This is a genomic window from Rhizobium sp. BK661 (genome assembly GCF_024808825.1).
In the GTDB taxonomy this organism is placed as follows: Bacteria; Pseudomonadota; Alphaproteobacteria; order Rhizobiales; family Rhizobiaceae; genus Rhizobium.
The window spans coordinates 112,780-125,108 of record NZ_JANTYT010000005.1 but is presented as its reverse complement, the minus strand read 5'-3'; the positions used below and the strand labels follow the sequence as shown (position 1 = coordinate 125,108).

At 60.3% G+C, this 12,329-nt stretch carries 15 protein-coding genes; 7 read left to right on the top strand and 8 right to left on the bottom strand.

The window, feature by feature from the left end; genetic code table 11:
- Positions 1–20: 20 nt before the first annotated feature.
- Positions 21–1,031, bottom strand: a complete 1,011-nt coding sequence (locus FHX16_RS13115) for a serine hydrolase (RefSeq protein WP_183862355.1) — start codon at positions 1,029–1,031, stop codon at positions 21–23.
- 87 nt (positions 1,032–1,118) lie between these two features.
- On the bottom strand, positions 1,119–1,325 hold the full coding sequence (locus tag FHX16_RS31425; protein ID WP_259185777.1) for a DUF6719 family protein: 207 nt from the start codon (positions 1,323–1,325) through the stop codon (positions 1,119–1,121).
- A gap of 638 nt (positions 1,326–1,963) precedes the next feature.
- Between FHX16_RS31425 and FHX16_RS13110 the strand changes: the two genes are divergently transcribed.
- A complete protein-coding gene (locus FHX16_RS13110) occupies positions 1,964–2,098 on the top strand; it encodes a hypothetical protein (protein WP_259128685.1) in 135 nt (44 codons plus the stop codon).
- A 135-nt stretch (positions 2,099–2,233) separates the two neighbouring features.
- Here the strand turns inward: FHX16_RS13110 and FHX16_RS13105 are convergent, their stop codons facing one another.
- Together FHX16_RS13105 and odc2 are read right to left on the bottom strand one after the other, a co-directional pair.
- Positions 2,234–2,824, bottom strand: coding sequence for a GNAT family N-acetyltransferase (locus tag FHX16_RS13105; RefSeq protein WP_183862357.1), 591 nt, complete (start codon positions 2,822–2,824; stop codon positions 2,234–2,236).
- A gap of 139 nt (positions 2,825–2,963) precedes the next feature.
- Positions 2,964–4,097 carry an ornithine/lysine decarboxylase gene (gene odc2, locus FHX16_RS13100; RefSeq protein WP_065694722.1) on the bottom strand — a complete coding sequence of 378 codons (1,134 nt, stop codon included), beginning with the start codon at positions 4,095–4,097 and terminating at the stop codon, positions 2,964–2,966.
- Positions 4,098–4,665: 568 nt separating this feature from the next.
- On the opposite strand from odc2, the gene FHX16_RS13095 reads away from it, so the two are divergent.
- From FHX16_RS13095 to FHX16_RS13085, 3 genes are all read left to right on the top strand, one after another.
- Positions 4,666–5,559: a LysR family transcriptional regulator gene (locus FHX16_RS13095; protein ID WP_183755861.1), complete on the top strand. Its 894-nt coding sequence runs from the start codon at positions 4,666–4,668 to the stop codon at positions 5,557–5,559.
- Between the two features lie 87 nt (positions 5,560–5,646).
- Positions 5,647–6,288: a DUF1007 family protein gene (locus FHX16_RS13090; RefSeq protein WP_183862359.1), complete on the top strand. Its 642-nt coding sequence runs from the start codon at positions 5,647–5,649 to the stop codon at positions 6,286–6,288.
- Between the two features lie 53 nt (positions 6,289–6,341).
- Positions 6,342–7,361 (top strand): nickel/cobalt transporter, encoded by a 1,020-nt coding sequence (locus tag FHX16_RS13085; protein ID WP_246712616.1) that lies wholly within the window; start codon positions 6,342–6,344, stop codon positions 7,359–7,361.
- Between the two features lie 16 nt (positions 7,362–7,377).
- Here the strand turns inward: FHX16_RS13085 and FHX16_RS13080 are convergent, their stop codons facing one another.
- The 4 genes from FHX16_RS13080 to FHX16_RS13065 form a co-directional block, all read right to left on the bottom strand.
- Positions 7,378–7,593 carry a hypothetical protein gene (locus FHX16_RS13080; RefSeq protein ID WP_183862363.1) on the bottom strand — a complete coding sequence of 72 codons (216 nt, stop codon included), beginning with the start codon at positions 7,591–7,593 and terminating at the stop codon, positions 7,378–7,380.
- The gene (locus tag FHX16_RS13075; protein WP_183755865.1) at positions 7,590–8,282 is read right to left on the bottom strand and encodes a GNAT family N-acetyltransferase; all 693 of its coding nucleotides are present in this window, start codon (positions 8,280–8,282) and stop codon (positions 7,590–7,592) included. Before FHX16_RS13075 ends, FHX16_RS13080 begins: the two co-directional genes overlap by 4 nt.
- A 70-nt stretch (positions 8,283–8,352) precedes the next feature.
- On the bottom strand, positions 8,353–9,063 hold the full coding sequence (locus FHX16_RS13070) for a tellurite resistance TerB family protein (RefSeq protein ID WP_183755866.1): 711 nt from the start codon (positions 9,061–9,063) through the stop codon (positions 8,353–8,355).
- A 107-nt stretch (positions 9,064–9,170) separates the two neighbouring features.
- Positions 9,171–9,809 carry a 2-dehydro-3-deoxy-phosphogluconate aldolase gene (locus tag FHX16_RS13065; protein WP_183862365.1) on the bottom strand — a complete coding sequence of 213 codons (639 nt, stop codon included), beginning with the start codon at positions 9,807–9,809 and terminating at the stop codon, positions 9,171–9,173.
- A 155-nt stretch (positions 9,810–9,964) separates the two neighbouring features.
- Between FHX16_RS13065 and FHX16_RS13060 the strand changes: the two genes are divergently transcribed.
- From FHX16_RS13060 to FHX16_RS13050, 3 genes are read left to right on the top strand one after another with little or no spacing between them, the layout of a single operon-like run.
- On the top strand, positions 9,965–10,453 hold the full coding sequence (locus tag FHX16_RS13060) for a CYTH domain-containing protein (RefSeq protein WP_183862367.1): 489 nt from the start codon (positions 9,965–9,967) through the stop codon (positions 10,451–10,453).
- Positions 10,431–11,339 carry a CHAD domain-containing protein gene (locus FHX16_RS13055; RefSeq protein ID WP_183862369.1) on the top strand — a complete coding sequence of 303 codons (909 nt, stop codon included), beginning with the start codon at positions 10,431–10,433 and terminating at the stop codon, positions 11,337–11,339. The genes FHX16_RS13060 and FHX16_RS13055 overlap by 23 nt, the downstream gene beginning before the upstream one ends.
- Before the next feature lie 46 nt (positions 11,340–11,385).
- Positions 11,386–12,327: a rhodanese-related sulfurtransferase gene (locus tag FHX16_RS13050; RefSeq protein WP_183862372.1), complete on the top strand. Its 942-nt coding sequence runs from the start codon at positions 11,386–11,388 to the stop codon at positions 12,325–12,327.
- The last annotated feature ends 2 nt before the right edge of the window (positions 12,328–12,329 follow it).

Below are 12,329 nucleotides of genomic sequence, written 5' to 3'. Positions count from 1 at the left end.
CCGCATCCGGCTTTCGCTGATCAGCTTTGGCGGCTGGCAATGATAATCTCGGCCAATACACCATGCAGGGCATCGCGATAGCCGGTGCGCGCGGATGGGCCGGTTTCCTCCGATGTCATAACAACGGTCATCCCGATCGAGGGGACGATATAAAGCATCTGGCCGCCATAGCCCCAAGCGAAATGGACCTCTTCCCCGCCGATCCGGCGTGAGAACCAGCCATAGCCGTAGTCGTCACCAGAGAAGCGCGAATTGGTACGATGCTGCCAGGACTGGGCGATCCAGTCCGCCGGAACGACCTGCGTCCCGTTCGCCGTCCTGCCGCCATTGCGGTAGAGTTCCCCGAAGGCCAGCAGCGAGCGCGCTGTCATCGCCATCTGGTTGCCGCCGAGATAGATGCCTTGCGGGTCCCGCTCCCAGGCACCTATGCGAAAACCGTCGACGGGTGCAAGCCATTCGCGGGCGAGCGCCAGCGTCGACTTCCCGCTGACCTTCGTGAGGATAGCCGAGAGAAGGTGCGTGGAGGCTGTCGAGTAAAGCATCTGACCGCCGGGCTCGTCGTCGAAAGGCTGCGCAAGCGCGAACCGCACCCAATTCTGCGAGGCAACCCAGCGGCCGTAGTTGGGACCGGAGAGCCGCCCAAGCCCCGCCTGCATGGAAAGCAGGTTGCCAATCGTGATCTGGTTGAGACGCGGATCGGGATCGGCAGGCAGGTCGCCCTTCAAGATGGGAGCGATCCGCTGATCGGGGGCCTCAAGGAGCTTCTTCTCGATCGCAATGCCGACGAGGCTCGAAATGATCGATTTCGACGCGGACTTGATGTTGACGGACTCGGTCGTTGTGTGCCCGCGATATCCTTGCTCTGCCACGATCCGACCGTCTCTGGCGACGATCACGGCTTTCAGTGGCTTGAGATCCGTGCGGGACGACAAATTCTCCAGGAGAGCTGCCGTCCGGCCGTTTTCCTGCTGCGCGAAGGCAGCAAACGGCGACAGCAGGACAACGATGAGAAGAGCGAGGCGTTTAATCATTCCGCTGAGCTAGCGTAGCCACACTCCAAAATCATCGCCAGCGCGATGCGCCTCACGCGGACGTGAAGGTTTATGATCGGTGGGCGTTCACTGATGCACGCAAGTGCGGCTGATCGACGACCGTTTCGGCGCCTTTCTGTACTTGGCGATCATGCCGCTCGGACATTTCTTGTCGTCATAAAGCACCGCTTGGCCCGGCTCCAGCGACTCCAAGGTTGGCTTCGATGTGACCGTCCGGATCGCGGCGCTTGCCGGCGCGGAGCTGGCCGCGGCGAGGAGCAAAGAAGTGAACATCAGAACCAAGATTGAACGTCCCATTTGCACACCCTCAAGTTCAACATTGCTAATTTACTATCTTACCGAAAGAAGGCCGGCACAACGAAGCCGAAAGGCGTAAGCCGGCATTCGCGTAGGCGGCCCAAGACGCCGCGCGGAGCAGTGCTTCGCGACGGCTTTGCCGGATCGGAGATGGGCGGGGAGTGCAAATGTCAGGCTGTATCGCCTGCCCGATCGCGTCAGGCTTTCGGCGCCTCGAGATCGGCAGGAGCGTCTCCCGACCCCAATTCCCCCGATGGATCTTCCACCCTGACGGCTTCAGACCCAGCCTTGGCAACCGTCATCGGGCGCCGAAATATGAACGGAAAGCGGACCGGTTCATGAACCCGGCTCCCTGCCCGATGACGAGGAGATCATAGAGCGACCCGGCGTCAGCGAGGAAAACTTCTGCCCAAACTTTCATCTACATGCTTGAATTTATTGCACATTAATGAGAACAAACCGGGAATTCCATCCCCTTCGGGGTGAAACTCAGGTGTTGCTAAAATATCATTAATTTTTGCTCTCACAGTTTTTTGTTCATCTGGCGTTCAGAAAACTCTTGGGAAAGCCGCCTTTTGAGCCCACATTGAACTCCTGAGAATAGGAGTGCATGAATGATTCTAAGGGCCACTGCCGCAGCGACTGTATTCGCGGTTTATGCTTTCACGATGTTCTTCATCGCCGCTATACCTGAAAATGTCGTTCAGACTGCCGGAACTCAAATCATCGACGCAAGCGTCGTGAAATGATTGAAGCCTGAGGGGGCAAGCAGTCGTAAAAGTTTAGGCTACGCGTTCGCCGGCTCTTCCGGCGTCTCTAAACTCGATTTCCAAAAAGCAGGAAACGAAAAAGCCCCTCCCCATCAGGGGGAGAGGCTCTGCCGATCACGCCGCCCTGCGGACCGGGGCGCTTGTCAGCATCCGTCCCGAGGGGACGATCATGCCGGCCGCGCCGTCAAGCCAGCCTTCGATGAGTTGCAGCGCCAGGAAGCGCGAACGTTCGAAAGGGCCCGGCATGACGAGGTGTTGAGCCTTCTCGGCAAAGAAGCCGAAACGCTCGTAGTAAGGGGCATCGCCGACGAGCAGGATGGCGCCGTGCCCACGGTTCTTCGCTTCCAGAATGGCGGCGCGCATCAGTGCCGAACCGACGCCCTTGCCCTCGAAGGTGGAATCGACGGCCAGCGGCCCAAGCAACAGCGCATTGATCGGCGTCGCATCGGCATTAACGCCGGCCTCGATGTTCCATAGACGGACAGTGCCGATGACATGGTTGTCGCGATCACGCGCGACAAGTGCCAGGCCTTCGGCCGGCAGGCGGCCGCGGCGAATCTTCTCCGACGACTTCTTGCGGCGGTTCGGGCCCATGGCGCGATCGAGCAGGTTTTCGCGCGCGACGACATCGCCGGGGTTTTCGGCGTCGATGGTGAAGACAGAAGGCGCAAAATATGCGCGGACAGAATCAAGAACAGCGGCCATCGTGGCCTCCCGAACTCAAAACCGTTTCAAACGGTATCGTCAGATCATTGTGAGGGTGCCGCCCCGGCTGGCTACGGGGCGAGCGTGGTCTTTACTGGCACATAAGCCTTTCTCGGATCTGCGATCCGAGGGTCATGTGCTAGATAATGTAGGCCTTCAGCGGCTCGAAGCCGTTGAACGCGACCGCCGAATAGGTGGTCGTGTAGGCGCCGGTGCCTTCGATCAGGATCTCGTCGCCGATCGAAAGGGTGAGCGGCAGCGGGTAGAGATTCTTCTCATAAAGCACGTCGGCAGAGTCGCAGGTCGGGCCGGCGATGACGCAGGGCTCCATCTCGTCGCCGTCGCGCTCAGTGCGGATCGGGTAACGAATGGCTTCGTCCATCGTTTCGGCCAGACCGCCGAACTTGCCGATGTCGAGGAACACCCAGCGAGCGGCGTCGTTGTCGGACTTCTTCGAGATCAGCACGACTTCCGTCTTGATGACGCCGGCGTTGCCGACCATGCCGCGGCCCGGTTCGATGATCGTCTTCGGCAGGTTGTTGCCGAAGTGGTCACGAAGGCTCTGGTAGATCGCACGACCGTAAGCTTCCGCCGACGGAACGTCGCGCAGGTACTTGGTCGGGAAGCCGCCGCCCATGTTGACCATCTGCAGGTGAATGCCCTGCTTGGCCAGCTGAACGAAGACGCGCTTGGCATCGGCAAGAGCCGAATCCCAGGCATCGACCTTGGTCATCTGCGAACCGACATGGAACGACACACCGTAGGACTCGAGGCCGAGCTGATGAGCGTAGACGAGCACGTCGACGGCCATCTGCGGCACGCAGCCGAACTTGCGCGACAACGGCCATTCGGCGCCTTCGCCATCCGTCAGGACGCGGCAGAACACGCGGGCGCCGGGAGCGGCACGCGAGATCTTCTCGACTTCCTCGTGGCTGTCGACCGCAAAAAGGCTGACGCCGAGCGCATGCGCGCGGGCAACGTCGCGTTCCTTCTTGATGGTGTTGCCGTAGGAGATGCGGGCAGCGGTCGCACCGGCGTTCAGCGCCATTTCGATTTCGGCGACAGACGCGCAATCGAAGTTGGAGCCCATGTCGGCGAGCAGCTTCAGGACTTCCGGAGCCGGGTTTGCCTTGACGGCGTAGTAGATGGCGCTGTCCGGCATCGCATGACGGAAAGCGGAGAAATTGTCGCGCACGACGTCGAGGTCGACCACGAGGCAGGGACCGTCGGGACGTCGGGTTGCGAGAAAGTCGCGGATGCGCTGAGTGGTCATATCAATCCCTTTTCCAATTCCAGAGCTCCGGAAAAACCGGAGGACAAAGGGCAACCAATCACTCGCCTAGGAACCAGCCGGTGGAGACCCCGGAACCTTAGCAAGCGCTTGGACTGCGCAGATGATGAATCAACGCCGCGAAAGCGACATGGATCCGGCTTTGTCTGCCATGGATTGGAGGGGGTTCCCTACCGCACTTCCGGCAATGAAGGTGTGCCTCTTCAGTAACCCCCGCTGATGGAAAGCAGGGAGAGAACAAAAAGGCCCGCACCGTCGTTGCTTCAGGCGTCCTCGCATTTTCCGGTTGGCCGGAATAGCGACTGGAGGGGTTAATTCCAGGTACCTTACCGATTTCCTCACCAATTCGAGGGTTCGGCGGACACCCATGGGCACGTGCGACTTTGGGCTGACCCCGAAATAGGAATATTCGCAGTCATAATCAAGCGGTTTTTTCGGATCTCCCGGCAGAAAATATTTGAACAATACACCGCAATTTGTTCAACGTGGCGAAACGGCCCGCAACTGGCTGATTTGAATGGCGGTTCGGCGCTTTTTTTGGGAGACCACCATGGACACGCTCACTCGCATCCGCGCCTTCATCGATGTCGTTGAAGCGGAAGGCTTTTCGGCCGCGGCGCGGCGCACTGGCCGTTCCAAGGCGCTGCTCTCCAAATACGTTCGCGAACTTGAAGACGAACTCGGCGCCCTGCTGCTCAATCGCACGACCCGCCAGTTCTCCATGACGGAAGCCGGCCACACTTACTATCGCACCGCTTCCGACATCCTGAAGGAGATCGACAACCTCGCCGATCTCGTGCGCGAGAACAACGCGCAGCTGAAGGGCCGGCTGAAGGTCTCCGTGCCTCGCACCTTCGTCGACGCCGATGTCGGCCAATCGCTGATCGATTTCGCCAGGGAAAATCCCGATCTCGCGCTGGAGATTGCCGCCGACGACCGATTCGTCGATCTCATTGAGGAAGGCTTCGACGTCGCCATCCGCGTGACCAAGCTCGAGGATTCCGGCATGATCGCCCGCAAGATCTCGGATTTCCGGGTCCATCTCTGCGCGACAACCGATTTCGTGGAACGTCATCCCGAACTCGCCCACCCCTCGGACCTCTCGAACGTCCCCTTCATCATCGACACGAACTCGCGCAGCCAGGGTAGCATTCGCTTCTACAATCCCGACAACACCTCCTTTGCTGTTGCCGTCACCGGCCCGATGGAAGTCAACAGCCCGCATGCGACGCTACGCGCGGCGCTGGCGGGTATCGGCGTTGCGTTGATTCCCGATTTCATCGCCCGCAAACCGATCGAGAATGGCGAACTGGTCACGCTCTTCAATGATTACATTCCGACCGATCGCGGCATTTATGCTGTCTATCCGCACCGGCGGTATCTGCCGGCCAAGGTGCGCATCTTCGTCGACTATCTTCACAATTGGTTCAAGAAGCACCCCTGAGCTTTGCTGTCCGGGGCCGGTCCCAATTCCGTCCCATTTTCTGGCGAGGATTCAGGGCGCAACGCGATCCCGCAATTAAGAGCACGCATGAAGAAATCGACACTCCTGATGGCGTCGCTCCTGTCGCTTCTGCCAGCCGCCGCCTTTGCGCACCCGCATGTGTTCGTTGAGGCAAGGCTCGAAATAGTCGCTGACGACGATGGCAATGTCGCGGAGCTGCGCAACGTCTGGCGTTTCGACGAGGTCTTCTCGTCCTCCGTCGTCATGGATTTCGACAAGAATACCGACCTGAAACTCGATCCGAACGAGCTGGCCGAGGTCGGCAAGACGGTGCGGGGCTCCTTAGTCGACTACGACTACTACATGAACCTCACGATGGACGGTAAGAACATCAAGGTCGAGAAGCCCGACTTGATCCATGTGGACTACAAACAGGGCCAGCTCCTGATGTTCTTCGCCGTCAAGCCGGCGGAGAAGATGCCGCTCAAGGGACAGCTGACCTTCGGCGTCTATGATCCGACGCTCTACACCTCGATCGACTTTCCGAGCGACAACGAACTGGTCCTCGTCGGCGATGGCTTCAAAAGCTGCAAGCACCAGGTCGTCCGCCCTGATGCTGACCAGGTGATCGCCGAAAACAAGCAATCCTTGACCGACGCCTTCTTCAACGACCCGACGGGAACGAACATGTCGAAGCTCTTCGCGACGCGGCTGGATCTGACATGCTGAGGCACGGGCTTCGCCCGGTTGCGCTCTGCGCCGCATTGGTGCTCGTCGCGGGCATGGCCGTTGCCCATGCACAGTCGCCGCTCGGCATCGGCACGTCGGAACCGAGCTTCCAGCCGACAGGCGGCCCGCTCGCTCCCCTCCTCCTCTACATTAATGCGCAGCAGCAGGCCTTCTATCGTGCACTCACGGGCGCGCTGCGCGCCATGCGTGAGGATTCCTGGCATCTCTGGACACTGATCGGCCTCTCGTTTGCTTATGGCGTCTTCCATGCCGCTGGCCCGGGACACGGCAAGGCGGTCATTTCCTCCTACATGATCGCCAACGAAATCGAGCTGAAACGCGGCGTGTCGATCTCCTTCGTCTCCGCCTTCCTGCAGGGACTGGTCGCCATCGCCCTGGTCGGCGGCGCATGGTTGGTGCTTCGTGGCACTGGAATAACCCTGACCGCAGCAACGCAGGCGATGGAAATCGCCAGCTTCCTCATGGTCATCCTCTTCGGCTGCTGGCTGCTGTTTCGCAAACTGCGGGTGCTTACCGCCGGCATGCCGAACCGCGAGGCCATGGCAACCTCTTCCGGTCCCGTCAGCATGATGCTGGACTGGAAGGATAATGAAGCGCAGACGCAAGGCTCGAGCTACGCCTTCGGTGAAGCCGACGCTCTTAGGGCCGGCCACAAATTCATCGCGGGAATGGCCTGCGAGACCTGCGGGCAATCGCACATGCCCGATCCATCGCTGCTCGGGGCAGAGAAGTTCAATATCCGTGAAGCCTGGTCAGCCATCATTGCCGTAGGCCTGCGCCCCTGCTCGGGCGCGCTTCTGGTGATGACCTTCTCGCTTCTGAATGGGCTCTATCTCGGCGGCGTACTGTCAGTGATCGCCATGTCGCTCGGCACTGCGATAACGGTCGCGATCCTGGCAACGCTTGCCGTCATCGCCAAGGGCACGGCGATGCGGCTTGCCGGCCGCGGCTCGGCGGCTTCGGTATGGATTGGGAATTCGATCGAAATTCTGGGCGCCCTGCTGGTGATTGCCATGGGCGCGCTGCTGCTCGGCGCCTCGCTACAAGGCTAGTCGAACGGCTGCAGCGCTACTTGCCGCGCCGGCGCTGATAGCGTGCTCTCAGCCAGAACACGACGAAGAAGGCCAGGATCAGGCAGGCGCCGACACCGGCAGCAAGATACGGCGAGTAGCTGCCGAGTGCGAGCACGATGGTCGGCATGAAATAGAGGACGATGCCGGCGGCCACGAGAATAAGGGCCGCCGCAATTGCCTGCGAACGGCCTTCCGATTTCGGAGCCGTCATACGGCTGTTTCCTTGCTGATCTCAGCACGAATGTCCTCCAGCCGGCTCCTCTGCTTGCCATCCGCGTCAAAATTGTTGGGAGACAGCCATGCCTCGAACGCCGCGTTCAGGGCGGGCCATTCGGAATCAATCATCGAAAACCACGCCGTGTCGCGGTTGCGGCCCTTGGAAATCATGTGCTGGCGGAACACGCCTTCGAAGGTGAAGCCATAGCGGGCTGCCGTTGTCTTGCTCGCCTCGTTCAGATTATCGCATTTCCACTCGTAGCGCCGGTAGCCAAGCTCCTCGAAGATATGCTTGGCCATCAGATAGTGGACTTCCGTGGAGAGCGGCGAGCGCTTCATATCAGCGCCGTGCGCAACACCGCCCACTTCGATCACGCCGTTGGCTGGATCGGCCCGCATGTAGTTTGCCATGCCGACGATCTTGCCGGAGGCATTGTCGCGGAAGATATGCGTCAGCCAACCCGATTTGGCGACCGACTGCAGCCAGTTGGAGAAATCTTCCATACCGGTAAAATCGGGCTGCGCGAAATAGCGCAGCAGGGGATTGATAGCCATGCCGCCGAGCCCATCCCACAACGCTTGCAGATGTTGTTCGCGAACATAGGGCTCAACCGTGACGAAACGGCCCTTGAGGGTTACCGGCTGCGGTGCCGGGCAACCCTTGAAATTCGATAGATCGCGCATGCGCTCCTCCAGATAAGGACACATGGCTTAGGCCAGCCGCCCGGGAAAGGCAACTGGCCGATTGGTACCCTTACAAACTGATCTTGGCGGATGACACCGTTGCCTCGATGTGATCGACAAGCGCATCGGGAAGGCCGAGACGGCCGGCCAGCAGGTCGAGATAGCCACGCTCGGCGCGCGAATCCGGTTCAATGGTCAAGCGCGATGCGGTATACAGTTCCACCCGCTGCTCCTCGGTCGCCGCGGCGGCAACCAGCGCATCGATGTCGGTCGGCTGCGACAGCTCCCGTTCGATGAAGGCCGCGGCTTCGCCACTGACATCGGCAGCCTTGATCTTGTCGAGAATGAGCGCCCGTTCACCATCGTCGATATGACCGTCGGCCTTTGCCGCGGCGATCATCGCGCGGATGAGAACGAGGACGAACTCGTTGCTTTGAGCCGGTGAAGCCGCCCCGAACCCGGAGTCAGCAGGCGGCGGCAGCACGGCCGTCTTCGGCGGCGGCGCATCGGATGGCGTTGCGGGCGCCTGCCCTGCCTGGTAATTTCTGTAGGCCTGATAGCCGAGGCCGGCGATGGCGGCCAAACCACCGATCGTCAGTGCATTGCCAGCGATACTGCGACCAGTCTTGGTTCCGAGGAGCACGGTCGCAAGCGCGCCTGCCTTCCACGGATTATCCTTGGCCATCTGGATCGCGTCGCCGGCCCGGTCCTTGACGGAACCGCCGACCCCTGGCACCTGCGAACCCAAGAACTGCTCAAGAAGCTTTTTCGCGTCGAACATTCCTCATCATCTCCCTGTCTAGAGGCCAGAGGGGAGATAGGTATTGACGTTGGAAATACAAATGCAGGCGGAACCTCCGCCTGCATGACGCGCGGTTTCCCGCCAAATCAGGCCTTCAGGGCAGCTGCTTCAGACGCAAGCTTGGTGATGCCGACCCAATCGCCAGCGGCTACCAGTTCCTTCGGCGCAACCCAGGAGCCACCGACGCAGATGACGTTCGGCAGAGACAGGTAATCCCTTGCATTCTTCAACGAGATACCGCCGGTCGGGCAGAAGACGGTGCCTGCTAGCGGCGAGGACAGCGCCTTGAGATAAGCAGCGCCGCCAGCCTGTTCTGCCGGGAAGAACTTCAGAACCTGATAGCCTTCCTCGCGCAGCGCCATGACTTCGCTTGCGGTCGCAGCACCCGGCAGCAGCGGAACCGACGACTTGCGCGCAGCGTCGAGCAATTCCTGTGTTGCACCCGGGCTGACGACGAACTTGGAGCCAGCGGCAACCGCAGCATCCCAGTGGGCGGCATTGAGGATGGTGCCAGCCCCGACCTCGGCGCCTTCGACCTCGTCGGCAACGGCACGAACAGCATCGAGCGCAGCCGAAGTGCGCATCGTGATCTCGATTGCCTTCAGACCGCCTGCGACAAGAGCGCGCGCGAGCGAAACGGCGGACTTGACGTCATCGACGATCAGGACCGGAACAACAGGCTGGAGTTTCAGGATGGAAAGGAGCTTTTCTGTCTTTTCGCCCATGGCCGCGTGATCCTTTTGAAACGATTGAATTCGGGATCGGAATAACCCCAAGGGTAAGCTTTGTCGAGCCGAAACACATCTTTGGAATACTATGGGTACCCATGGCGGTAAAATTAGGCTAGCGTAACAAAATCGTCACACAAGGTTCACCGGAAATGGCGAAAGAAATCGAGCGGAAGTTTCTGGTGCACGGCGATGCCTGGCGCGCTGGAGCTGAAACAAAATCCGTTTTCAAGCAAGGCTATATTGCCTCGATGGACGACCGCTCGGTACGCGTGCGCGTACTCGACAATGTGAAGGCGAGACTGACCGTAAAGATCGGCCGGAGCACGCTGACCCGCGAGGAATTCGAATACGACATCCCCGTCGCCGACGCCGCGCAACTGCTCGACGAAGCAATCGGGATCATCATCGAGAAAACCCGGTATCGCGTCCCTCATGGCGGTTTCGTTTGGGAGGTTGACGTGTTCGCCGGGCAGTACCGTGGCTTGGTGATCGCCGAAGTGGAGATGCGCTCGGAGAGCGACAATCCTTCGCTGCCTTCATGGGTCGGCCGCGAGGTCACTGGCGATTTCCGTTACTCAAACCAAGCGCTTGCCACCGAATACGAGCACGATCGGCATGCCCTTTCGCATACGGCCTGACCACAGTTTCACGGCGGAGTTCCGGAAGGCCGCTGCAGGCCAGATGTCTCACGCGATCCGTACACTTGAAGAAAGACCGGAGGGTAAGCACGAGGCGATCCATGCCTTTCGCAAAAACCTGAAGCGCGTGCGTTCCCTTTATCGCTTGGTGTCCAGCGAGGTGCCGGAGTTTCGCGAGCGGGAGAACGCCCGGCTTCGCGATCTCGCAATGTCGCTTTCCGCTATCCGGGACGCGACCGCGCTGATCGAGACTGTCAGGTACCTGAAGACAAACGCCCGCAACACAGCAGAGGCGAAGGCGCTTGGCCGCATCGTCGCAGCCCTCGAAAACCGGCGCGACCATATGGCCGAAGCCGAAGCCGACATTGATCAAAAACTCGCCGAGGCACCGGGCGTGCTGAGGGACGCCATCGCAGCTGTTGAAGAGGTCCACTTCAACGGCGGTCCGCGCAGGAATGCACGGCTTGTCGCCAAGGGCTGGCGCGACACAACATCGAAGGCGAGGAAGGCCATCGAGCATTGCCAGGCCGAAGCTTCGGCGGAAACCTTTCACACATTGCGCAAGCGGGCACAGGACTACCGGGCCTACCAACGGCTGCTCCGGCCACTCTGGCCTGCTGCAATGAAGGCGAAATACGAGGTGACGAGCAGCCTGATCGATCTGCTCGGCCATATCCATGACCTCGACGTGCTATGCGCACTGGTGGAGGCGGAACCACAGCACTTTCCGAATGCAGACGACCTCGCACGTCTGCTCGATGCGATCATCTTCCGCCAGCAGGAAGATCGACGTGCGGCACTCGAGCGGGCAGAAGACGTCTTCGGCGATGATCCGCAGGAGGAAGCGGACAGGATCGAACTGCTCTGGCGCGCGCAGGTGAGCTGAATCGCCCCAATTGCGCAAAAACCCGGAAAGCTGTATTTGCAGCCGCATGACAGACACGCTGACACAACCGACGTCTGCGACGAGCCCCTTCCTCGTTGCGGCTCTCTACCATTTCGTTTCGGCCCCGCGCTTCGAAAGCCTGCGCGAGCCGCTGCAGACGCTTTGCGAGGAAAACGGCGTGAAGGGCACGCTGCTTCTGGCGCACGAGGGGATCAACGGCACGATCGCCGGCCCGGATGCGGGCATCAAGACGGTGCTGGCGTTTCTGCGTGCCCAGCCGGAATTCGCCGCGCTCGAGCACAAGGAAAGCCGTGCATCGAAGATGCCCTTCCTGCGCATGAAGGTGAAGCTCAAGAAAGAGATCGTCACCATGGGCGTCGAGAACATCGACCCCAACAAGGTGGTCGGCACCTACGTCACGCCGCAGGACTGGAATGCGCTGATCTCCGATCCTGATACGATCGTCATTGACACCCGCAATGACTACGAAACGGCAATCGGGATCTTCCGCGGAGCCGTCGATCCGAACACGAAGACCTTCCGCGAGTTCCCGGACTGGGTGCGCAACAACAGCGGCCTGCACAACAAGCCGAAGATCGCCATGTACTGCACCGGCGGCATCCGTTGCGAGAAGGCAACCGCTTTCATGAAGGAGCAGGGCTTCGAGGAGGTTTACCACCTCAAGGGTGGCATCCTGAAATACCTCGAGGAGGTCCCGCAGGAAGAGAGCCTCTGGGACGGCGCCTGCTTCGTCTTCGACGAGCGCGTGTCGGTCGAGCACGGCCTGAAGGAAGGCGAGCACAAGCTCTGCCACGCCTGCCGCAATCCGATCACGGCCGAGCAGATTACATCACCGCAATACGAGGAAGGTGTGTCCTGCAGCAACTGCTACCACACGCGCAGCGAGGACGACCGTCTGCGCTATCGCCAGCGGCAGCATCAGATTGCGCTCGCCAAGAAGCGTGGCCAGAAGCACATCGGCAGCTGAAA